Genomic DNA, 22,846 nt, shown 5'->3' on the forward strand with positions numbered 1-22,846 from the left:
AGGAGCGCGTGCGGCGGACCCGCCCTCCCGCAAGCGGATCCGGAGGCTCGTGTGGGGGCGCGTATTTCTACGTCCCGCAATATGTCATGCTTTCTTTTCGATCATCGAATCCGATCTTCTTTTGTGATCGACATTCGTCATACGAGACATTGGAATTCGCGTTTATTATCTATTGTGACCCGTGATATTCGTCTCTATGATGATCCAAGATCGCGCGTATTCTTTCTGAATTTCCAATCCGGAAGCAGTAGACGTCCGGTGGTTCGCATGGAGCCGAAATAACCCAAGGAGTGCACATTGAATATTTCCGATTTTTCCCTTCGTAAGCCGGCCCTCGCGGCCATGGCACTCGTCGCCGTCGTCGGGTTGACCGCTTGCGGCGGTCCGGCCAGCGCGGGTGACGATGCAAATGCGGCAAAGGCGCCGCTGTTCAGCCAGTTGCCCAAAGAGGTCCAGGGCGCGGGCACCATCAAGGTGGCCAGCAACGTCGAGTACCCTCCGTTCGAGTCCATCGACAAGGACGGAAAAACCATCGTCGGGATCGACCGTGAGCTGGCGGATGCCATCGAGAAGAAGCTTGGCGTCACCCTCTCCTTCGACAACATCGCTTTTGACGCGATCATCCCGGGGCTGGCGTCCGGCCGCTATGACATGGGAATGTCCGCAATGTCGGACACCCCCGAGCGCCAGAAGCAGGTCAGTTTCCTGGACTACTTCACGGCAGGCGGGGGCATCATGACCACCAAAGCCAACCCGCACAATGTGAAGTCGCTTGATGATCTGTGCGGCGCAAAGGTGGGAATCGTCAAGGGCACCACCGAAGATGCCGACGCGACGGCACAATCCGGCAAATGCCAAGCCGCCGGGAAGGACCAGCTCGCCATCACCATCTACGCCGGGCAGAACCAGGCAGTACTGGCGTTGCAGAGCGGACGGGTGGACGCCTTCCTGCTTGATACGACCTCAGGTTCGGTGGTCGCCGCCGAGAGCAACGGTGACTTGGTGATGGGCAAGCCGTACCAGGAGGGATTCTTCGGCGTCGTGTTCCCCAAAGACAGCACGGACCTGATCAACGTGGTGCAGAAGGCCATGGAGCAGATCAAGGCAGACGGTACCTATGAGGCCATCCTTAGCAAGTACAAGATGGATGACCACGTCATCGAGAAGTTCACCGTCAACGGAGCCACCAAATGACCGTGCACTCGGCCGCGGAAGAGGAGCAGAACCTCTCGATCGTCCCTGCCCGCTACCGCGGGCGCTGGGTGATGGCAGGAGTGGTGGTCCTTGGCGCAGCGCTCATGGCCTATGGCATGGTCACTAATCAGCGGTTCCAGTGGGCCACGGTGGGGGAATACCTGTTTGCCGCGCCGGTGCTGGCCGGTCTGGGGAACACGCTGTTGTTGACTGCCGTTTCCATGGCCATCGGAATCGTCCTCGGGGTCGCAGTGGCTGTGTGCCGTTTGTCCCCGAACCCGATCCTGTCCTCCGCTGCGTGGGCCTATTCCTGGTTCTTCCGCGGGACGCCGCTCATGGTCCAACTCCTGTTCTGGTTCTTCATGGCGGCGCTCGTACCGAAGCTGGTGCTGGGAATTCCCTTCGGTCCCAGTTTCTTCGAGATCTCCACCAACACGCTGATCTCCCCGTTCACCGCGGCCATCCTTGGTCTGAGCCTCAACGAAGGCGCGTACATGGGTGAGATTGTCCGCTCCGGCATTCGGGCCATACCGGTAGGCCAGACCGAGGCCGCCAAGGCAATGGGAATGACGCGGCTGCAGTCTATGCGGCGCGTGATCCTACCGCAGGCCATGCGCGTCATCATCCCGCCCACCGGCAACGAGACCATCGGCATGCTCAAGTACACCTCCTTGGTGATCGTCATCGGCTACAGCGAGCTCTTGACGTCGGTTTCGATAATTTACTCGCGCACGTTCCAGACCATTCCACTGCTGATCGTGGCAGCCCTGTGGTATTTGGCCGTCACAGCAGTCCTGTCGGTGGGTCAGCACTACGTGGAACGGCACTTTGAACGGGGATTCACCCCGATGAAGTCCGCCAAGGTACTCCCGAGGGCGGCAGCGAACGCCCTCTCGAAGTCCGGTCTCCCACCGGCGTCGAACAGCCCTTTGGCGACGGCCGGCGGACCCGCAGTAGAACTGGAGAAGGTCAAATGAAGGAACCAATCGTTCGGGCCCGGGACATCCGCAAGTCATTCGGCGATCTGGAGGTCCTCAAAGGCATCAGCCTGGATATCAATGCGGGCGAGGTCGCGTGCCTCCTGGGACCGTCAGGCTCAGGAAAGAGCACCTTCCTCCGCTGTATGAACCACCTGGAAAAGATCGACGGCGGCCAGCTGTGGGTCCAAGGGGAGCGGATCGGGTATCGCCGCTCCGGCAACAAGCTCCACGAACTCAAGGAGCACGAGACCGCGAAGCAACGCGCATCGATCGGAATGGTCTTCCAGCAGTTCAACCTTTTTCCGCACCGCACTGCCCTGGAAAACGTGATCGAGGGTCCCACGGTGGTACAGCGCATCCCCAAGGAGCGGGCCGTCGAGGAAGGCAGACAGCTATTGGCGCGCGTAGGCCTGGCGGATAAGGCCGACCACTACCCAGGGCAGCTCTCGGGCGGCCAGCAGCAACGGGTTGCGATCGCCCGCTCGCTGGCCCTCAAACCCTCGGTCATGCTTTTCGACGAACCAACCTCGGCGCTGGATCCCGAGCTCGTGGGTGAGGTGCTGGACGTGATGCGCTCGCTGGCGGACTCGGGCATGACGATGATTGTCGTCACCCACGAGATGGGCTTCGCCAAGGAAGTGGGCAACGTGATCCACTTCATGGCCGACGGGCAACTCGTGGAAAGCGGCGATCCGCACCAGGTCCTCGAAGACCCGCGCGAGCCGCGCACCCAGGCATTCCTGTCCAAGGTCCTCGCGTGAGCAGTCCGGCCCCGCTAAGAGCGCGGTTCAAAGGCGCCGAAACCGAAGGCCCCACGGCAGTCCCGGGCGCCGTCGTCGAACTACAGCGGATGCTGGACGGCAAAGTAGCCGTTGATCCCCTCACCCGGTTGGACCGCTCGCGTGACCGTTCGCATCTGCCGTTCGGACTTCCCGACGCCGTCGTGCGTCCGTCCTCCACGGAAGATGTTGCTTCCGCAGTACGGATCTGCGCCTCGCACGGCGTGGCGGTGGTCCCGATCGGGGCCGGAACAGGACTCGAAGGAGGAGCCAACGCCCGGGCAGGGGTGGTCACGATGGATCTTTCCGGCATGACAAACATCCTGCGCCTCAGCCCGGCGGATCTGGATGTCACGGTGCAAGCCGGGGTGATGAAAAGCGCCCTCAACGCTGAACTGGACGCCTATGGCCTGTTCTTCCCGGTAGGCCCAGGCGTGGACGCGAGCGTTGGCGGGATGTGCTCCACCCGTGCCAGCGGCACCACGGCCGTCCGCTATGGGACCATGCGGGAAAGCGTCCTGGGCATGACGGTGGTCCTTGCGAACGGCGAAATTGTTCGCACGGGTGGGCGGGCGAGGAAATCCGCGGCTGGCTACGACCTCACGCATCTTTTCGTCGGTGCGGAGGGCACGTTAGGGATCATTACCGAGGTGACGCTACGTGTCTATGGGAAACCGCTGGCGATCTCGGCCGCGGTGTGCGGGTTCCCTTCGCTGGAAGCAGCTTCCCTGGTAGTGCAGGAAGCCATCCAAGCCGGGATTCCCGTGGCCCGCGTGGAGTTGTTGGACGACACCGCCATCAGGGCCATCAGTGGGTACTCCTCGCTGGAGCTGCCGGGAACCGCCAGCCTGCTGTTCGAGTTCCACGGGACGGCCAGGGCGGTGGAGGAACAGACGGAACAGATCCGCGTCCTTGCCGCCCTGCATGGGGGCAGCGGCTTCGAATTTGCCACAGACGAGGCCGAGCGGCACCGGTTGTGGAAGGCCCGGCACGATGTCCTCCCCGCCTGCCAGGCGCTTATGGAGGGCGCACGCACCTGGTCGACCGACGTATGCGTCCCCATTTCACGGCTGGCCGAATGTATCGCTGCCACAAAGGAAGACATTGTTGCTTCAGGATTGGTGGCGCCGATCGCCGGCCACGCCGGCGACGGCAATTTCCACCTGGCCATTGTCCTCAAGCCCGGGGACGACGATGCTTTGGCTGCTGCCTCGGCCTTGAATCAACGGCTCGTAGCCAGGGCGCTCTCGATGGGAGGCACCTGCACCGGCGAGCACGGCATCGGCGCCGGCAAAATGGACTCACTCCGTGCTGAACATCCCGCCGGTGTGGGCGTCATGGCCGCCATCAAGGCGGCACTGGACCCGCGCAACTTGATGAACCCCGGCAAGGTCCTCGAATTTGGACAAGAAAGGACAGGATATGAGTACAACAACGGGTATCCCGGACGGCTCGCTGCTGCCGCCGAGGCCGCGGCTTCCAGTGCCTCGACCTGAAATCGCGGCGCTCCCGCTTTATTCCCGGGCTTTGGGGTTGGGGACCACCACATGGGTGGCGTCGTCCAACGAGTCCTCCGTGCCGCCGTCGAAAGTTGTCCAGGATGCCATGGCGGCATCTGCCGCGGGCCTTAATCGCTATCCCAGCCTTTATGGCGACGAACTGGTGGACGCGATCGGGCGGCGACTGGGACTCTCGGACGAGCAAGTGACGGCGGGCGCGGGTTCGTTGCCCCTACTCCAGCAGCTACTCACGGCATACACCGGCCCTGGTACCGAGGTGGTGCACGCATGGCGCAGCTACGAGGCATACCCCATCCTGATAGGCGTGGCAGGAGCGTCGAGCGTAGGCGTCGCACTTGATTCCGGACATCGGCACCGACTGGACGCCATGGCCGCCGCCATCACCGAACGGACCAAAGCCGTCATCGTCTGCAACCCCAACAACCCCACTGGCACAACCGTCACGCACGATGAGCTGCTCCGATTCCTCAGCCGCGTACCGAGGGACGTCCTCGTCGTGCTCGATGAGGCATATCGGGAATTTAGCCAGCCCGAGCGGGACGAAACTTCCCTGCTACCAACGTTTCCGAACCTGGTCATCCTGCGGACATTCTCCAAGGCCTATGGGCTCGCCGGTGCGCGTGCCGGTTACCTGACGGCGGCCCCGGAAATCATCAGGAACCTGAGGGCCTCAGCGCCGCCGTTCGGACTCAGCAGGGTGGCCGAGGCCGGCGCCGTGGCTGCCTGGGCAGAGGAGGAACTTCTCTCAGCCACAGTCGCAGCCGTCGTAGCGGAGCGGCAGTTCCTTACCCGGGAGCTACGGATCCGGGGCCTGGATGTGCCTGAAAGTGGTGGCAATTTCGTGTGGATCGCGATGGAACGGGCCGGGGAACTGGAACAGGCGTGTGTGCGCCACCGTGTTTCCGTACGTGCTTTCGACGGCGACGGCGTGCGCGTAACCATCGGCGGGCGCCCGGCAACGCAAGCGGTGCTCGACGCCGTCGATTCTTACCTGGGCGCCCCGAGGGGGACAGAATGACCTTGTTGGTCTCGGACAGCGCCCCGGACAAAACGCAAAGGGACCGTCCTACTCTCGACATCAAGATTCCTTGGTACTGATTTCGTACCATGAGTTATGCCTCGAAATGCCGGTGCCGGGACGCCATTACTCGCGCGTTTCCATGGCCTCGTGGATCTGCAGGGCGAACCAGAGCTGGGCTAGGGCTGAGGTTGCGCTCATGTCCAGCCCTGTCAGCTCACCGATCTTCCGGATCCGGTAAATGATGGTTTGCCGGTGGGTGAACAGGGTCGCTGCCGTCTTCTGCCAGGAGCGTTGCAGGTCCAGATACGTTTTCAGGGTGAGGATGAGATCGGGCTGGCGTCCGCGTTCATATTCGAAAATCGGGCCTAGGAGACGTTGGACGAGGGCCTGTCCTTCTTCGTGGCTGGTCAACCCCAACCACGAAGGGCCTTCGGCGTATCGCACCAGCTGCTCATTACTGCTGCCTGCCGTTCCTAGCGCCCACAGTGATTCCTGAAGTGCGCTTTGAATGCCGGCAGGGGTCGCCGGCGTGCTGACCCCGATCTTGATGCCGGGAGGCAGTGTATGGAGTAGCTGTTCGTCGGAACACTCCTTGGACACGAGCACATGGAGCTTGTTGTTTCGTTGGAGACATGCGGCAGGGAACCCGTGACGCCATAGATTCGAGTGTGCGTTGGCAAGGTAATTTCCCGCATCAGCGGAGATGGAGACGAGCATAAAATCGTGCGCCGGAATGCCGAATTCGGACAGCCGACTTTCGAGATCGTTGATGCCGTATCGGCCGTCAAATGCTTGAAGGAGGAACTCGGATCCCAGTCGGAGCCTGTTCTCCAGCCCAAGCACGGTACGCGACAGTTCCAGGCCAAGGACTGTTGCCGCATGGAGCAAAACCACTGCATCGGGGTGCGGGGCGGACGCGGGCAGGACCACCAGCAGCGCGTTGGCATGCGTAGGAATCTCCATGAGGAGGACGTCTTGGTCCACGAGCCGGTGCCATTGGAAATTCTTCGCTGTTCCCGATAGTGGTCCCATGAGAATCCTTAGCTCCCCAGCCAGAGGTGCCGGCAATGCTTCGCTGTCCGGGTGCCAGGGGTGTTGGCACCGCCGATCTACCACAAACAGCCGGGAATTCAGCTCAGCTGCCAGCTTGTTCATCAGCGTCTGCCACTGATTGTCCACACCGGCGAGACGGAGAAGATCATAAATTCGGGCCGTCTGTCGCAGTCTGCGGGATTCCTCCAGCAGCGAGGACTCGGCGACGGATCGGGCAATAGCGATGAACGGCAGGGGATATGGAACGTTGATCAGAGGCAGGGGGAGCGCGTTGCACGCTTCCAGAAATTCGGGCAGCAGCGTCGGGGCATGCATTTTCTCACCGATAGCCAAAGCGCTCGCACCCGCCCCAACGAGGGACCGGGCAAGTTCAACCTGTCCGGCGGCATCGGCGGGAATCGACAGTCCGTTGGTCATCATGATCTCGCCGCCGGTGACCCACTCCCACAGTCGGGGCAGATCCGACGTGTGCGCCCACGTGATGGGGTTCCCGAGGCCATCGGAGCCCGCAAGCAGGCTCAAGCCCAGCTGAGGCTCAGCGATCAGTTCGGAGACGGTAATCACTAACGGTGGTCCTTTGGTGGATGCGTGCGACAGTCACCTCGAGTTTATACAAACGTCTAGGCCTGTTCGCCGTTTGTAGTTGATTGACGGATAGGCGGGGTGACGACGGTCACCCAAGATTAAGTCACTTACTCCGGCTCGACGACGAGCCACCAACAGAGAGGGTTTGCAATGAGCGCAACGAGCAATCTCATTGATGACGCCCCGCTTACAAATTTCCACAAGAAGCTGACGTTCTTCGCTTCGGGGGGTCCCTTCATTGATGGTTATGCGCTGTCAATCATCGGAATCGCCCTGATCACGATGGTCCCCGGGCTGCACCTGAGTATGGTGGAAACCGGCCTTATCGGGGCCGCGAGCCTGGTTGGTATCTTCTTCGGCGGGGCCATCTTCGGTTGGCTGACTGACAGGATCGGCCGGCACAAGATGTACATCGCCGACCTCATCGCCCTGGCACTGTTCTCCGGGCTGAATTCCTTCGCCACGGAAGTCTGGCAAGTTGTTCTCTGCCGGTTCCTCCTAGGCGCTGCCATTGGCGCCGACTACCCGATCGCCACCTCGCTCCTGGCCGAGTTCCTCCCGAAGAAACACCGTGGACGTCTCCTGGGTGCCACCTTCGTGGTCTGGGCGATCGGCGCAGCTACCGCCTACGCCGTCGGCTACATTCTCCGAGACGCCGGTCCGGACGTCTGGCGGATCATGGTCGGCAGCCCCGCGATCTTCGCCGTCGTCACCTTGCTGTGCCGGCTCGGTACTCCTGAGTCTCCGCGCTGGCTGCTTTCCCGCGGCCGCCGTGATGAGGCGGAATCCGTTATCAAGAAAGTGTATGGCCGGCAGTACGGCCTTGCCGATATTGCCTCGGACAGCGAAGGTCCTGCCAGACAAGGAAAGTTCCTGGACATCTTCAAGGGCCAAGCGTGGAAGCGAACACTCTTTGTCTCGATTTTCTGGACTGCCCAGGTGATCCCGCTTTTTGCTGTCTACACGTTCGCGCCGGACCTGTTGGCCTCCATGGGCATAACCGGGGACGCCAACCTTTACGGTGGATCCTTCCTGGTCTCCATGCTGTTTGTGGTGGGCGGCATTCCCGGTTTGTGGCTCGTCGAGAAGATCGGTCGCCGGAAGCTGCTCCTGTGCAGCTTTGGCATTATCGTGGTGGCCCTGGCGATCCCCGCCTTCATCCCGAATGTCCAAGCCGGCCCGCTATTCATCGCCCTGGCGATTTTTGCCCTTGCTTCCGGCGCGTCCAGCTTCCTCGAAGTCGTCTACCCCAACGAACTCTTCCCTACGGAGGTCCGTGCCACTGCAGTCGGTTTCGGCACGGCGATCAGCAGGATTGGCTCGGCAGCCAGCACCTACCTGATGCCAGTCGCCATCCTCAGCTTCGGCGCAGCAGGCTCACTGCTCATCGGTGCCGCCATCTCCCTGGTGGGTCTGGTGGCGACCTTACTGCTCGCACCGGAAACCGCCAATAAATCCCTCGCTGAACTCACCACTGACCAAAGGCCGGCAGCCCCGGCGACCATTACAGAAGGAACTCTGGTATGACCACCCATAAGCCAATCGGACCCGTCGACGCAACGAAAGTACCCCGCTATGCCGGCCTCGGAACCTTCGCCCGGCTCCCTCAAATCGACAGGGTACCGGACTACGACATCGCAATCCTCGGTGTACCGTTCGACGGCGGCACCTCTTTCCGGCCGGGCGCGCGCTTCGGACCTGCTGCCGTCCGCGAAGCCTCACGGCTGCTGCGTCCCGGCTATCATCCCGAGCTCGACGTCGAGCCCGTGTACGAAGCTCAGGTTGTAGACGCCGGCGACATCGCCTGCACACCGTACGACATCACCAGGGCAGTCCGCGAAATCGAAGAGCAGGTACGGCCCCTCATCGGCGAGGACAAGCGACTCATTGCCATCGGCGGTGACCACACCATCGCCCTTCCTATGCTGCGCGCTCTGAACCAAGTGCACGGACCCGTTGCCCTGCTGCACTTCGATGCTCATCTGGACACCTGGGACACCTATTTCGACCAGCCGATCACTCACGGAACGATCTTTCGCCGGGCCTTTGAAGAAGGACTGCTCGTTGAAGACAAATCCATGCATGTGGGTATTCGCGGGCCCGTCTACGACCGTGACGACTTCCTGCGGGACCACGAGTTCGGATTCCAGGTCATCCGGTGCTCGGATTTGGATGTCATCGGCGTTCCGGCCGCAATCCAGAGAATCAAAAATCGCCTCGGCACCACCCCGGTCTACGTCTCCATTGACATCGATGTCCTTGACCCGTCTTATGCGCCCGGCACCGGCACCCCCGAAATGGGCGGCCTGCACTCACGCGAACTGCTGGCCCTTTTGCGGGGACTGAACGGCATCAATATCATCGGAGCGGACGTCGTCGAAGTCGCACCTGCCTACGACCACGCGGACATCACCACCCTCGCTGCCGCAACCTTGGTCTTTGACCTCCTGGGGCTGATGGTGAACCGCTCCAAGGGCGCCACCCGCCGTGGTGAGGAAGCCTTGGAAAACGCCGGAGTCTAGATAAGTCGCTACAGCGGTTGCCTCTGCATGCCAATGGGATGCCGGCTGCATGCAGAGGCAACCGCTGTGGCGTTTGTAACTCAAGCGCGGCGAATCGGCATCTCCGAGAAGATCGATGCCGCGCGTTCCACCGCGCTGGTGAACTAGGAAAAGGGCAAACACACCATGACTGCACCCATGAACACCACCTTCGACATCCGCCTCACCGACACCACCCTGCGTGACGGCTCCCACGCCATGAGCCACCGGTTCACCGAAGACCCTGCTCCCGGGACTGGGCACGATCCATGACCTGGACCGGGCACACGGGGCCGGGGCATCGGTTGCCCGCATCGCCACGCACTGCACCGAGGCGGACATTTCCATCCAGCATTTCCAGCACGCGCGCAAGCTGGGCATGGAAACGGTCGGCTTCCTGATGCTCAGCCACCGGGTCGGGCCCGGGGAGCTGGCCAGGCAAGCCCGCATCATGGCCGACGCCGGCTGCCAATGCGTCTATGTCGTCGACTCGGCCGGGGCGTTGATCCTGGATGACGTCTCCGACCGCGTCTCGGCGTTGCTCGCCGAGCTGGGCGATGACGCGCAGGTCGGCTTCCACGGCCACCAAAACCTCAGTTTCGGCGTCGCGAACTCCGTGTTCGCCGTCCGCGCCGGCGCTCAGCAGATCGACGGCACCCTCCTCGCCCTCGGCGCAGGCGCCGGCAACTCACCCACCGAGGTCCTCGCCGCGGCCTTTGACCGCCTCGGGATCAAGACCGGCGTGGATGTCCAAGGCGTCATGGCCGCCGCCGAGGACGTGGTCAAACCCTTCATCACCCGCATGCCGGTCCTGGACCGGGCCTCCATCATGCAGGGTTATGCCGGGGTCTACTCCTCGTTCCTCATCCACGCCGAACGCGCCGCTGAACGCTACGGGGTTCCGGCCTACCGCATCCTCGAAGAAATCGGCAAGGCCGGCTACGTCGGCGGCCAGGAAGACATGATCATCGACGTCGCCGTCCAGCTGGCCGCTGGCTCTCGCGTGGGCTGACCATTACCAGCTGGGCCAGTGCCGGGAACGCACCGACCGAAGATGCGGCCATCTCACAGTGGCGACGATGACCGCATTTTTCGTGCTTGCCCCCTACTCCCGGGTCTCGCCGGAGAGGCTCGACCAAACCCATCACCCGCAGCGGGTAGCCGGCCGGGCTTCAGTGCCGGCTACCCGCTGTGACCACTCCGGCCCTCAGCGTTGCGGTCACCCGGGCCGAGGAAAGGCTACTGCGGACCACAGACCAGGGCTGGGCCAGGATACAGAGGTCTGCTGTTTTTCCCAGGCTGGGTGCCGGCGTATAGGCCGTTCCCCTTAAACCGCCGGGAGTGAACATGGTGAAGGCTTCCTCCGGTGTCAATGCTTCAGAACGGTTGAGAGGCCTGCCATCGGGAGTTCGACGATCGACGGCGCACTGCATCGCCCGCCACAGTCGGGAGGTCCCGAACGGGGCATCCGTTCCGCCGAGGAGGGTATATCCGGCCTCGTGCCAAGACCGCAGCCGCTGATAATCTTCGTGCTCGCTTTCCGTAAGCACCCGCGCCAGACGGTTGCCTTGGGACCAGATAAATCCCGGATGTGCACCGACGCATGGCAGCTCGTGGTTCCCTGCGCGCGAGGCATTGCTCTTGGGGTAGTCACCGCTCGCCAGGAAGGCGTGTTCGATCCTGTCCCCAGCCCGGCCGGCGGTTTCCAGGGCGCACATGGCAAGCACCAACGCCTCGTATGTGACGGCATGTAGAGCGACGGGACCGGGCCTGCTCTCACTGATCATTCGTATTAGCCCGTCCAACTCAGGCAGATTGTGATCGGCGACAATGAGCTTGGTTCCGTGGACCGTGCCCCGGGTCTCCCAAGGGTAGGGCCTGACCTTCCCGAAGACGCCGAGCTGCAGCCACCGCCGGACGGTGCCAGCCAGTTTCCGGGCGGACACCGGATCAGTGGTGGCCGTCATATCAGTAGCGCCGATGCAGCCTTGCGCGGCCAGTAGCCGTGCCTCACGCACAATGCCAGAGTCATCTTCTAGTTCACCGGGCAGCCGGGCCAGTATCGAATCGTCGTCAAGAAGGACCCCGTCATCCGGCATTGAGTGGCCCGTCGCTTCGTGGAGAAGCTCTATGGCCCTCCGGTTGAGGACCCATTGGTGACCGCTTCGGTGCTGTACCCGCAGCGGCGTCGGCAAGGGAAGCAGCTCGTCCAAGCGGTGCGCGTCGAGATCACCCAAGGCATCGTCGTCGTACCCGACGATCCTCAGCCAGGCACCTGGCGGTTTGTTCCCGGCAGCCGTCCGCACCACGGCCTGGAAGCGGACCGGGTCGGTGACGGCGCTGACGTCCACCGATCGGCGGCGGGCGGCCCATGAGCGCAAATGCAGGTGGTGGTCCCACAGGCCCGGGACGACAGAACCGCCGCGGGCATCAATGACACGTGTGCCTGGACAGGCACGGCGGGAACCGACCTCGGAAACAAGGCCGTCCCTGATCAGCACGCTCGTTCCCGTGCGCCAGCCGACAGTGGCGTTGACGATCAAGAGAGACCGGCTCACGATGCAACGCTTTCGGCTTCCCAGCCATGTTTCCCGATGGCCCAGCGGGCCGCCCCTGCGAGATCAAGCCGGAGGATGCCGGACCGTCCGGCATTCAAGAGTCCAAAGCCTCCGACGGCTGCCAGCAGGCCCGTGACTGGGTCCGCCAACGCATCGCCAGCGAAATGCGGAATATCCTGGTGCCAGCATACGACGCCCGCTTCGGCCGCGGCGTCGTCACCATACCCCACCCGCTGGTTGGGATCTTCGTGTCCTCCGTACGCTGAGATGGAGATCCAGAGCTGGCCTGGGCGTTGCCGCAACCCCAAGGAGTTGAAGGCGCGCTGACGCGTGGAAGCGATCACGACGTCGGCCTGGGCGAGTGTCTGGCCCAATGCCGCACGGTCTCTGAAGTCCAGCTGCAGCAGTTCCTTGCCACCATTGAGCCGGTGTGCGAAGGCGGCATCTTCCGGGACGCTCAGCTCAGGTTGAGTCAGGCTCTCCACTTTGACCACATTCGCTCCGGCGGAGGCCATGAGGGCACCCGCCAGCGGGCCTGCCCAGAGCCGTGACAGGTCCATGACGGTAAGTGAAGGCAGCGGACGGGCCGGCTGGGCGGTCTGTTTGTCGGCCCGGAAATCATAGGGTGAAGGATGGCTACGCGTTGTTCCTGCGCGGGGAATGGCTCCGACTGCGAGTCCCAGCAAGGCGGATCGTTCCACGACGTCTCTACGAGTTTGTTGCGCCGTCCATTCGGCCAGTGCGCCCTCGTCTCCTGGCCCCACAGCGCCCATGCTTAGGGCAGGGACGAGTTCCCAATCGCTGTCCCGCGGGAGGTTTACCGCGAGCCATCCGTCGGCAGCCTTCAGTATCCGCCCGCCGCCGCGAAGCGTCATCCCCGGCTGTGCCTCGTGCGGTTGGAGGCACAGGTTTTCGCGTTCGGACAGCAGCGCGGGCCCGTCGATGACGAGTTCGTTGCCAATTCGGCGGCTGGTGATTTGAGCGAGCAGCGCGGCGCCGCGCAGGCTCGCGGCGATGTCGCCTGGGGGTGTGGTGTCGTAGGCAGTCAGCGCAGCGGCACCGGATGTTTTCCAACCTTCCGCGGGGGACTGTGCCGTGAGAGCGGGCTTTCCGAGCTCGATGGCCTCGTGGAGCTCGACGGCGTCATTCTCCAGTCCCAGCCCGGCGAGTAGCCGGTGGGCTGCAGCCAGTTGGGAGTCCGGGGTAGTCGGTGTCATTCGGAGACCTCATCGATGAGTCCCCACTCCAAGGCGGCTGCGGCGTCGATTGTCATCCCGGTGACAGCCATGAGGAGTGTGCGTTGGCGGCCGATCCGGCGGGGGATGCTGACTGTTCCGCCGCAGCCTGGGAGCAGGCCCATGGACACCTCGGGTAAACGCCAGGACGTGTCGGGCGCAGCTGTGACGTGTCCTGCGAAAGAGGCGATTTCCATGCCGGCTCCCACGCATGCTCCGTGCACGCGGGCCGTAAGCCGGCCGGCGACCCGAGCAACGCAGCCGGGCACGTTCTGGCTGATGCGTTCCACATGGGCGCCCAGGGGGTATGGCGCCATCCCGAATTCCCGGAGATCGCCACCGGCGCAGAAATGCCGGCCGTTTCCTGTGAGCTCCAATGGCCCCGTGGTGAGGGCTAAGGCCGAAAGGATTCCGACGAGTTCGGTCCGCATCCGTGTATTGACGGCGTTGGCCGAGGAGGGTCGGTTGAGCTGGATCTCCGAGGCTTGCGCGCCTTGATGGACCAGGACGGTCGGTTCGACGTCTACGCCGGGGGTACGTGCAGGCTGGTCCGCCAGCCATCGGGTAAACTCCGAGCCCGTTTGCAGGAGGGAGTAGGCGAGCGATTCGGCTCTTATGGCATCAGGGATGGGCACGCTGTGGGTAGCCCGCATCAATTGCGCGAGAACCAGCGAGGCCTCGGGGTTGGAGCGAACGCCGCGGATGACGTCCGGCAGGAGGGCATCGGGAACCACAAGGTCAGCGCAGGGAAAAGCGTTGTCGGCTGCACGGCCACGGATATGCCGCCCGGCGGGCGCCCGGGATTCCCGCACGAAGGTTATGAACGGCAGGTCGTGGTCCACCGTGTCGCGGTCACTGTTTTCGTCGGGAATGAGTTCGACGAGGACGTGCGCGCCGGGTGCAACCAGCTCGGGGTCCCGCGCCGCGGCGCGCAATGCGAGTTCGGACACCGAGAGGGCCGGAACCGGGAGTGGAGCGCTGTCTGCGGTGCGGCCCACTAACGGGGATGTCATCTCGAAATACTACCGATCTGAAACGGGCGGACAGGGAAAATTCCAGTGGTCGAAGTGAACGCATCTCGTGCAAGTACGTACGGTTTCGTCACCGAGCACGAACTGCTCCGTTGTGTGCGTGTGCACCAAGGCCGCAAGTTCCTGCGATTGATCTGCGACTACTTGCTGAACACGAAGGGCTGCCAAGCCAGCCAAGCCGTCATAGCATGACCAGAAAAGGTCGCGGGCTCTTGCCCGCGGCCATCCTTCCGGCAGAGTTTCGTCGGGCAGCCCCGGGTCGAGTTTCAGGAACCTGCGGTAGCTGTCGGTCATGAGCGTCCGGATCACGAAGGCTTCCTTGGTTGAGAGCAGACCGCCGTCAAGGACGTCGGTGACCCATGCCCACTCTCGGAGAAACCCTGAGTAGTGCTCCCGGAGCTCGTCGAGATCCCATGCGGAGCTTACCTCGATGCGCCCTGGCGCAGGATGCTCAATGGATGTGAAGACGGACCCTCCATCCACTTCGAGTTCATCCAGGACCGAAGAGGCCCTCTCGACCTGTTGAACTGGAGATGCCCACACGCCGTCATGGATAGCCGCAAACCCGAGCATTCTGAGGCGTGCCCGCAGCTGGTTGCGAGTGTCGCGGCGGCTTGCTGGCAACGAGAACATACACATGGTCCATTGCCCGGTCCATGGCTGTGAAGACCCCAAGTTCATGATGCCTGAACCCACCTCCACAGCGTCGCGGGCTACGAGCGGAGTGAGGCGGTAATAGGTGTGCCTTCCTTGTCTACGTGATTCGGTGACCCCCCTCCGTGAAAGCCGTCCCAGGGAGGCGCGTGCACTCGGCAGGCTGACGTTGAGATCTCCCAGTAAACGGATGAGCGCGGCGGAAGGAAGGAACTCCGGCCGGGCAAGCCAAAAGTCTCCAAAGAGGGTGACGGCCAGGTGCTGGGGATTCTTGCCGGACTGCCATCTCGGAAAGCCAGGCATGTGGTTCTCGGCCTCTTGAATGGCGTGCCCGGCGCTGGACGTTCGCATGTTTGGACTCCGGTGTCTGTGGTGGATGCGCCGAAGCTTCCCGTGGTGGGTGATCGGCAGAATAGAATGCAAAAAGATGTGTGATTACTGATTATATGCATTCTTACAACGCGAAGTCGCGTGAACTGCTGCGCCGGTTTGGGCTGATCTCAGGCACACCATTAGCCCCACCAATCCAGCGGTACGCTGGATTGGTGGCTACTATTCGCGTTATCCGGGGACTTCGCACTCATGATGCCCGAGCTGTGAAGTGAGCCACTTGACGTGATTCATCCAACATGCGACAGTTGATCGAGCGATCGTCAAAAATCAGTCGACAAGGGTGCGACCCTGATCGCCAGGAAGCCAATCACGAAGGAGTGAAATGAGAGCTCGTATATTGCTCGGCGGCGCAGCAGCAGGGATCACGGCAGTGTTGCTGGCCGGTTGCAGCGCTTCGTCAGGGAACTCGACGTCCGCGGACGTTCAGGTAAATCCCGATGCCACCCTCAAAGTCGGTGTCACCAACCTCCAGTCCTCGTGGGACATCGCGAAGACCGCCGGATCACTGGAAGTTCCCATTCAGAAGATGGTCTATGACGGACTTACCGGACTGGATGAGAAGAACAACGTCGTTCCGGGCCTCGCCGAGTCGTGGAGCACCCCCGACGGCGGCAAGAGCTACGATTTCACACTTCGTACGGGGGTCACCTTCAGCAACGGCGACGCCTTCGATGCGAGCAGTGCCAAGGCAACCATTGACCACTACCTCACGGCTCCGGGGTCGACCGTAGCGGGTCAGTTGGCGAATCTTCAGGAGGTGGAGATCGTCAGTCCGAGCAAGCTGCGGTTCCTGCAGAAGCAGGCGGATGTCTCGCTCCCTGCGGTCCTGAGCGACCGTGCCGGCATCATGATGGATGCCAAGGTGATTGCCGCTGGTGACTTCACGAAGCCGGTGGGCACCGGACCCTTCACGCTCCAGAGTGCCCAGGCGGGTGTGTCCATCACCCTGACGAAGCAGCCGAAATACTGGTCGCCGGACACCGTACGGGTCGCGGGCGTGACCATCTCCCAGATCCAGGACCCGGTTGCCATGGCGAACGCGATCCGATCGGGCAGCGTTGACATGGGTGTTGTGGGTGCAGCCCAGGCCTCGGATCTTCAGGCCGCTGGCGACACCCTGGGTACCTACCCCATCAAGGGGCGGCAGCTCAGCGGCATCACCTGGAACCCGGATCTCTACAAGCCGCTAGCGGACCAGCGGGTCCGCGATGCGCTCAACATGGCGATCGATCGTCAGGGCATCGTCAAGGGCGTGTTCCTTGGCCAAGGCGAGGCGGCTTCCCAGTTCCGCGCCGAAGGCGCATCCGGCTTCAGCAGCACGGCGAAGCCTATTCCGTATGACCCGGAGCAGGCCAAGAAGTTGCTCGCCGAGGCGGGATACGCGAACGGGCTGTCCTTCTCGATGGTAGCCCCGGTGAAGTTCGCGAAGGAGGCCGAAGCGGTCCAGGCCAACTGGGCTGCGATCGGAGTCAATGTCAAGGTCACCACCCCTCCCGGTTCGGGACCCGCCGATGCCCTGTGGTACAAGCCCTCTGTAGCAGTCGGGTTCTGGTCCTTCGATGGACGGAACGATCTGTCCAACGCCTACCAGCAGATGCTGCTTCCGAGCGCCGCTTACAACCCGGGCAAGGTCGCCGACCCGAAGGTGACCGATCTGATCAAGCAGTCCGCCGCGACGGCAGATCCGGCAGCCCGCGCGAAGGTCTTTGACCAGCTTGCCGAGATCACGTCGGCATCCACGCAAGCGAACACGCCCGTGGCCTGGGTGTACCAGGTAGTGGCTTACTCCAAATCCCTGGTCGGCGTGAAGCCGTCGGAGAGCGGGTACCCCATCCTCACCGGTGTGGGCGTAGCAGCGAATAAGTAACGGCGCCCGGCCCGGAAACCCCTTTGGAAACGAGAGTTCCCAAGGTTCCCGGGCCGGCACACCGCATCAATGAAGAGAGACTACCGTGTTCGAGATCGAGAAGTGGTGCTGACGCCATGACACCGACAGGCATATCCGTAAGCCCGGCCCTACAGGAGCCGAAGAAACGTCCGGCACCGGCCAAACGCCGCAGTCCGGTCTCGGGCCTGCTGCGCAGCGTGGGCTCCCGCGTTCTAAGGTCCCTGCTGCTGTTCGTGGCCGTCACCGTTACGGTCTTCGGGTTGTCCGCACTGATCCCGGGCGATCCGGCCGTTTCCCTGGCCGGGGAAGGCGCCACGCCTGAAGCAATTGCGGCCATCCGTACCCAGCTGGGGCTCGGCAAGCCGTGGTACGAGCAGTACTTCTCGTGGATAAACGGCGTGCTCCACGGCGATCTGGGAACCTCCTTCTTCTACCACACGCCGGTCTCGGACCTTGTGATGAGCAGGCTCCCTGTGACCTTGTCCCTTGCTCTCTTCGCGATCATCGCCGCCGTCGTCTTCGGCATCCTCATGGGACTGCTGTCAGCCACCAGGCGCGGCCGTCTCACGGACAAGATCACCACGGTCATCTCCACTGTGGGGATCGCCACTCCGAACTTCTGGGTCGGAATGATCCTGCTGATCCTGTTCTCCCTGAACTGGCACATATTCCCGGCGGTCGGATATACCCCTATCACCAAGAACGCGGGGTCATGGTTCATGCACCTCGTTCTTCCCGCCATCGCCCTGGCGGCGGCCGCCGGCGCTGAGCTGCAACGCCAGACCCGAAGCAGCGTTTCCGAAATTCTTTCGCAGGACTACATCCGGACGGCAAGGGCCCAAGGGCTGACCCGGCGGAAGGTCCTCTGGCAGAGGGCTCTCAAGAACGGCGCGCCGCCGCTGGCCACCGTGGTGGGGTTCCAGACGGCTGTCCTCCTTGGCGGCAGCGTGGTCGTGGAGAAAGTATTCAGCTTGCCGGGCCTTGGAACCTTGGCCATCGATTCCGTCACCCTGAAGGACCTGCCCATTCTCCAGGCCGTGGTGCTTCTCAACGCCTGCTTCGTGATCATCATCAACTTCGCGACGGACCTCATTTACACCGTCCTCAACCCAAAGGTGCGTGTCTAGTGAGCGTCCCGGCGAAACAATCAGCGCGGAAGGCGCCGCGCGGCGTGAATCCCAACCGCTTCTCAGCCCGGCTGAAGAAGCAACCGATGGCAATGGCTGGTCTGGCCGTCCTGTGCATTTTGGCGGTCGTAGCCATTGTGGCCCCGTGGATTACCCCTTACGACCCCAATGCAACGGACCTCAACTCGGTGTTGCTACAGCCCGGAGCACCAGGGCATCTGTTGGGAACCGATGAACTTGGGCGTGACGTGGCAAGCCGGCTCCTGGTGGGAGGGCGGGTGTCCCTGGTAGCGGCGCTCCAAGGAACCGGTATTGCCTTGGTCATCGGGGTACCGCTGGGATTGGTGTCAGGATTCTTCGGCGCCTGGGTCGACAAAGTAATCATGTTCGTCACAGACGCCGTCATGAGTTTCCCGGCCCTGTTGCTGGCCATGGCGATCGCAGGAATTCTCGGTCCAAACCTCACGAACGCGATGACAGCCATCGGCCTCAGCACCGCACCCAGGGCCATCAGGCTCGTGCGTGGATCCGTTTTGGGTATCCGCGAAGAGACCTATATTGAGGCCGCAAGGAGCATCGGCACTCCCTCCTACCAAATCGTGTTCCGGCATATCCTGCCGAATGTCCTGGCACCGCTGGTGGTCTTCGCTGCGATCCTGGCAGGCACCGTCATGCTGATCGAGGCCGGGCTGAGCTTCATCGGCCTCGGAGTCCAGCCGCCGGAAGCGAGTTGGGGAGCGATGCTTGGCAGCGCGTTCACTTACATCTCCCGTTCTCCGTGGTTGGCGGTATTCCCCGGCATCTGCATCGCAGTCAGCGTTTTGGCCCTGAATGTCCTGGGTGACGGCGTCCGGGATTCGATTGGAAAGAAGGTGCGTCGATGAGCGACGCCAAAGAAGCGCTGCTGAGCGTCGAGAACCTCCGTGTTGAAATCGACTTTAACGGCGCGTGGGTGCCCTTGGTGGACGATGTGTCCTTTTCGGTCAAGCCCGGGGAGACCCTGGGCCTGGTGGGGGAGTCCGGTTCCGGGAAGAGTGTCTCTGCGATGTCGCTCATGGGGTTCATTGGGCGCCAGCGTGGCCAGCGGCTTTCCGGAAGCGCCCACTTCCAAGGCAGGGACCTGCTTCGCCTCAATGACCGCGAACTGGAGAGCATGCGCGGGAATGAGATCGCCATGGTGTTCCAGGAACCCATGACCAGCCTGGATCCTGCTTTCAAGGTGGGCCACCAGATCGCGGCCGGCATCCGGGTTCACCAGGACGTGACCGCGGCCCGGGCCAAGGAGATGGCCATCGAGGCCATGGACAAGGTGCGTATCCCCAGTGCGCGCGTCCGGGCTGACAGTTACCCGCACGAGTTCTCCGGGGGCATGCGCCAGCGTGTGCTGATCGCCATGGCGATAGCGAACAACCCGTCAATGCTCATTGCCGATGAACCCACGACTGCCCTGGATGTCAGTGTTCAGGCGCAAATCCTGGCCCTCCTGACCGAGATGAAGGAGGATCTGGGGCTGGCGATGATCTTCATTACCCACAACATGGGCGTGGTCGCGGACATTTGCGACCGCCTGGCCGTGATGTATGCGGGCCAGATCGTCGAGGAAGGGGACGTCTTCGAAACGTTCCAGGCCCCCCAACATCCGTACACGGAGCGCCTGCTGGCAGCCATGCCGAGTATCGCCAGCCGGCGGGGGAGCCTTGAATGGATTCCGGGATCCCCGCCACGGCCCACGGACTTCCCTGCCGGGTGCAGGTTTGCGCCGCGCTGCCGGCACCGTCTGGACTCGTGCGAACAGCCTACGACGCTGCTGGAGATCTCGCCGGGGCGTTCGAATCGTTGTTTGCTCGGAAATACTTGGATGCAGGAGAGCGAGTCATGAGCACCGATATTGTCGTGATGCAGACCGAAGACCTCAGGGTCTCCTTTCCCGTCCGGCGGGCCGGACACGCGACCATCGTGCAGGCGGTCCGCGGCGTCGATATTACTCTTCGCGCCGGTGAGACACTGGGGCTGGTAGGGGAGTCCGGCTCCGGGAAGTCGACGCTGGCACGGGCCCTGATGCGGCTCATCCCCTCTGAGGGGATCGTCAGGCTGGACGGCCGGGACGTCTCGGGTCTGAAGCCCGCCGCGTTCCGGAAGGAGCGTAAGAGGATTCAGATGGTCTTCCAGGACCCGTACTCTTCATTGAACCCATCGCTCACGGTGGGGGCGAGCATCGCTGAACCGCTGAAGGTCCACACGAAGCTGAACGCCGCAGAGCGCGCAGAGCGCGTCGGCGAGGTGCTCACCCTCGTGGGCCTGAACGCCGATTACGCGGACCGCTACCCGGACGAGTTCTCCGGCGGCCAGCGGCAGCGGGTGGCGATCGCCCGGGCGATCGTGCTCAACCCCGAGGTTTTGGTGTGTGATGAAGCAGTCAGTGCCCTGGACGTATCGACCCAGAACCAGGTCATCAACCTTCTCGAGGAACTCCGCGACAAGATCGGTTTGTCCTACCTCTTCATTTCGCACGATCTTGCAGTGGTCCGCCACATCTCGGACTACGTCGCGGTCATGTACCTTGGCGAGATCGTCGAGGAAGGACCGGTGGACCGGATCTTTGGCGCCGCGGCCCACCCTTACACGCAGGTCCTCCTGAATGCTGTACCGGTACCGGATCCGGTGGCGCAGCGGGCCACGACGAAGCTCCTGCTGCGCGGCGACATTCCCGATCCCACGAACCCGCCCAGCGGTTGTGCCTTCCACCAAAGGTGCCCGTTCGCCATGGAGATCTGCGCGCAGAAAGCGCCGCCCAAGGTGGAGATCCCGGGTGGCGGCGTCGCCAAATGCCACCTTCACACGAGCGGACCGGTGTTGGCCGGACGCCCGATCAGCTCCTTGACGGCAGCCGGGACCGGAACCGGAACCGGCGCCGACGACGGGACCCCCGAATCAGCACTGCCCGCCGCCATCGTGTCCGGCACCCCGGAGTCCTCACTATGACCCGCCTGAAGGAGAATCCCATCACCGAGACCAAAGCCGCACCGGCGTGGAAGGGTGCCCGCAGCAAGAAGCGCCTCGCGTCTTCGGCCGAGGCCACCGCCCTGAACCGCGCCTACACCACCCGCATGTGGGAAGACATCGCAAAAGGTGAGTCCTTTGTGTTCGGCTACGGCCCCATGGAGCTCTTCAACGCCATGGATCTGTACCTGGTGCTGCCCGTCCAGTACGGCTCGGTCATGGCAGCAAAGCAGCTCTTCGAGCACTACCAGGGTGCGATCGATGACAGGGGCTATTTCCGGTCCTTGGCAAACTACGAGAGCCTTCCCCTGGGGTACTGCTTCAGCCCGGATCCCGAGACGGCCCCCTATGGCGGCTTGCCAAAGCCCGCGGCAATTGTGGGCGGCTACATGACGGAACCGGCCATCTATGAGTTGTACGCGCACGAATTCGGCTCTCCCCTCTACTTGATGGATGACCCCCACCGACAGGCGTCCGTTCCTCCCCGTTGGTGGGAGGGCCCCGAGTGGCGCAACGAGGACATGATCGATTTCAACGTTCGCGAGTTTGAGGGTTGCGTCCGGTTCCTTGAATCCGTTACCGGAAAGCCCTACAGCGAGACGCGGCTGCGCGAATATCTGCAGCGTGCGGACGAGATGGCCGAGTACTACTGGAAGATCACGGACCTGGCCTACAAGTCGCCTGGGCCGGCGCCTTACACCGCAACGGATGCCTATACGGAGGTGGGCATCTATGAGACCCACTTCGGGCACGAGTGGGCTCTGGACCATGTCAAGGGCATGTATCGCGAGGTCAAGGAAAAGGTCGAGAACCGCGACGCGGCCGTCGAGGGTGAGAAGATGCGGCTGCTCTGGGCCGGCACCCCGCTCTGGTTCAACCTGGGCTTCTACAACGCCTGGGAAGAAAGCCATGGAGCGATCTTCGTGGAGACAATGTACCTTCCCCGGGCCCAGCGCATGATCCAGCCCGACCGGAGCAACGCGCTCCGGGCGGCCTACTTGCGCCGGCACATGAAGTACACGGGGCCCAGCCCGCGGTCGGCGGCAGAACTCGTCGTCGCGCAATCGCGCGAATACCGCATCGACGGCGTTGTCCTGCCCGCAAGGGGAGCCACCCGCGAAGCGGCAGCAAGCTCAAGGTTCATGGCCGATACCCTTCGCCGCGAGGGGATTCCTGTCCTGCTGGTGGACTATTCACCTTTCGACAACGCGGCCTGGGACGAAGAAGCCATGCGCGCCCAAGTCACCGAATTCATTGAACAAATCGAGGGATCCCGATGAATCAAGCT

The 22,846-nt window shown here is 62.8% G+C and carries 20 protein-coding genes; 15 read left to right on the forward strand and 5 right to left on the reverse strand.

Going from position 1 to position 22,846, the window contains the following annotated elements:
* Window positions 1-297: 297 nt before the first annotated feature.
* From A3M3_RS25065 to A3M3_RS0113955, 5 genes are read left to right on the forward strand one after another with little or no spacing between them, the layout of a single operon-like run.
* Window positions 298-1,194 (forward strand): ABC transporter substrate-binding protein, encoded by an 897-nt coding sequence (locus tag A3M3_RS25065; protein WP_051423170.1) that lies wholly within the window; start codon window positions 298-300, stop codon window positions 1,192-1,194.
* On the forward strand, window positions 1,191-2,171 hold the full coding sequence (locus A3M3_RS25070) for an amino acid ABC transporter permease (RefSeq protein ID WP_081736798.1): 981 nt from the start codon (window positions 1,191-1,193) through the stop codon (window positions 2,169-2,171). The genes A3M3_RS25065 and A3M3_RS25070 overlap by 4 nt, the downstream gene beginning before the upstream one ends.
* On the forward strand, window positions 2,168-2,935 hold the full coding sequence (locus A3M3_RS0113945; protein WP_028266862.1) for an amino acid ABC transporter ATP-binding protein: 768 nt from the start codon (window positions 2,168-2,170) through the stop codon (window positions 2,933-2,935). Before A3M3_RS25070 ends, A3M3_RS0113945 begins: the two co-directional genes overlap by 4 nt.
* Window positions 2,932-4,449, forward strand: a complete 1,518-nt coding sequence (locus A3M3_RS25075; protein WP_197023229.1) for an FAD-binding oxidoreductase — start codon at window positions 2,932-2,934, stop codon at window positions 4,447-4,449. Before A3M3_RS0113945 ends, A3M3_RS25075 begins: the two co-directional genes overlap by 4 nt.
* Window positions 4,376-5,491 (forward strand): histidinol-phosphate transaminase, encoded by a 1,116-nt coding sequence (locus A3M3_RS0113955; RefSeq protein WP_051423171.1) that lies wholly within the window; start codon window positions 4,376-4,378, stop codon window positions 5,489-5,491. The genes A3M3_RS25075 and A3M3_RS0113955 overlap by 74 nt, the downstream gene beginning before the upstream one ends.
* Window positions 5,492-5,617: 126 nt before the next feature.
* On the opposite strand, the gene A3M3_RS0113960 is transcribed toward A3M3_RS0113955, so the two are convergent.
* Window positions 5,618-7,111, reverse strand: coding sequence for a PucR family transcriptional regulator (locus A3M3_RS0113960; RefSeq protein WP_231497262.1), 1,494 nt, complete (start codon window positions 7,109-7,111; stop codon window positions 5,618-5,620).
* 171 nt (window positions 7,112-7,282) lie between these two features.
* Here A3M3_RS0113960 and A3M3_RS25080 point away from each other — a divergent pair, with 171 nt between their 5' ends.
* From A3M3_RS25080 to dmpG, 4 genes are all read left to right on the forward strand, one after another.
* Entirely contained in the window at window positions 7,283-8,659 is a 1,377-nt protein-coding gene (locus tag A3M3_RS25080) for an MFS transporter (protein WP_035741785.1), read from the forward strand.
* A complete protein-coding gene (gene speB, locus A3M3_RS0113970) occupies window positions 8,656-9,654 on the forward strand; it encodes an agmatinase (protein ID WP_028266865.1) in 999 nt (332 codons plus the stop codon). The genes A3M3_RS25080 and speB overlap by 4 nt, the downstream gene beginning before the upstream one ends.
* Before the next feature lie 165 nt (window positions 9,655-9,819).
* Window positions 9,820-9,945 carry a hypothetical protein gene (locus A3M3_RS29285; RefSeq protein WP_269317301.1) on the forward strand — a complete coding sequence of 42 codons (126 nt, stop codon included), beginning with the start codon at window positions 9,820-9,822 and terminating at the stop codon, window positions 9,943-9,945.
* Between the two features lies 1 nt (window position 9,946).
* The gene (gene dmpG, locus A3M3_RS25085; protein WP_231497340.1) at window positions 9,947-10,684 is read left to right on the forward strand and encodes a 4-hydroxy-2-oxovalerate aldolase; all 738 of its coding nucleotides are present in this window, start codon (window positions 9,947-9,949) and stop codon (window positions 10,682-10,684) included.
* A gap of 160 nt (window positions 10,685-10,844) precedes the next feature.
* Here dmpG and A3M3_RS0113980 read toward each other — a convergent pair whose 3' ends face one another.
* From A3M3_RS0113980 to A3M3_RS25100, 4 genes are read right to left on the reverse strand one after another with little or no spacing between them, the layout of a single operon-like run.
* Entirely contained in the window at window positions 10,845-12,230 is a 1,386-nt protein-coding gene (locus A3M3_RS0113980) for an amidohydrolase family protein (protein ID WP_028266866.1), read from the reverse strand.
* On the reverse strand, window positions 12,227-13,447 hold the full coding sequence (locus A3M3_RS25090) for a CoA transferase (RefSeq protein WP_051423172.1): 1,221 nt from the start codon (window positions 13,445-13,447) through the stop codon (window positions 12,227-12,229). Before A3M3_RS25090 ends, A3M3_RS0113980 begins: the two co-directional genes overlap by 4 nt.
* Window positions 13,444-14,478 carry an enoyl-CoA hydratase/isomerase family protein gene (locus A3M3_RS25095; RefSeq protein WP_035741787.1) on the reverse strand — a complete coding sequence of 345 codons (1,035 nt, stop codon included), beginning with the start codon at window positions 14,476-14,478 and terminating at the stop codon, window positions 13,444-13,446. Before A3M3_RS25095 ends, A3M3_RS25090 begins: the two co-directional genes overlap by 4 nt.
* A gap of 9 nt (window positions 14,479-14,487) precedes the next feature.
* Window positions 14,488-15,501 (reverse strand): PaaX family transcriptional regulator, encoded by a 1,014-nt coding sequence (locus A3M3_RS25100; protein ID WP_051423174.1) that lies wholly within the window; start codon window positions 15,499-15,501, stop codon window positions 14,488-14,490.
* Window positions 15,502-15,865: 364 nt separating this feature from the next.
* Here A3M3_RS25100 and A3M3_RS0114000 point away from each other — a divergent pair, with 364 nt between their 5' ends.
* The 6 genes from A3M3_RS0114000 (at window position 15,866) to A3M3_RS27010 (ending at window position 22,838) form a co-directional block, all read left to right on the forward strand.
* Complete coding sequence (locus A3M3_RS0114000; RefSeq protein ID WP_081736800.1) at window positions 15,866-17,410, forward strand: ABC transporter substrate-binding protein; 1,545 nt, start codon at window positions 15,866-15,868, stop codon at window positions 17,408-17,410.
* Between the two features lie 116 nt (window positions 17,411-17,526).
* Window positions 17,527-18,558, forward strand: a complete 1,032-nt coding sequence (locus A3M3_RS0114005; protein WP_081736801.1) for an ABC transporter permease — start codon at window positions 17,527-17,529, stop codon at window positions 18,556-18,558.
* Between the two features lie 44 nt (window positions 18,559-18,602).
* Entirely contained in the window at window positions 18,603-19,442 is an 840-nt protein-coding gene (locus A3M3_RS25105; protein WP_081736802.1) for an ABC transporter permease, read from the forward strand.
* Window positions 19,439-20,437, forward strand: coding sequence for an ABC transporter ATP-binding protein (locus A3M3_RS0114015; protein WP_028266869.1), 999 nt, complete (start codon window positions 19,439-19,441; stop codon window positions 20,435-20,437). Before A3M3_RS25105 ends, A3M3_RS0114015 begins: the two co-directional genes overlap by 4 nt.
* Entirely contained in the window at window positions 20,434-21,540 is a 1,107-nt protein-coding gene (locus A3M3_RS25110; RefSeq protein WP_081736803.1) for an ABC transporter ATP-binding protein, read from the forward strand. The genes A3M3_RS0114015 and A3M3_RS25110 overlap by 4 nt, the downstream gene beginning before the upstream one ends.
* Complete coding sequence (locus A3M3_RS27010; RefSeq protein WP_028266870.1) at window positions 21,537-22,838, forward strand: 2-hydroxyacyl-CoA dehydratase family protein; 1,302 nt, start codon at window positions 21,537-21,539, stop codon at window positions 22,836-22,838. Before A3M3_RS25110 ends, A3M3_RS27010 begins: the two co-directional genes overlap by 4 nt.
* Window positions 22,839-22,846: the final 8 nt, after the last annotated feature.

It is taken from the genome of Arthrobacter sp. MA-N2, from assembly GCF_000517125.1.
Classification (GTDB): Bacteria; Actinomycetota; Actinomycetes; order Actinomycetales; family Micrococcaceae; genus Arthrobacter; species Arthrobacter methylotrophus.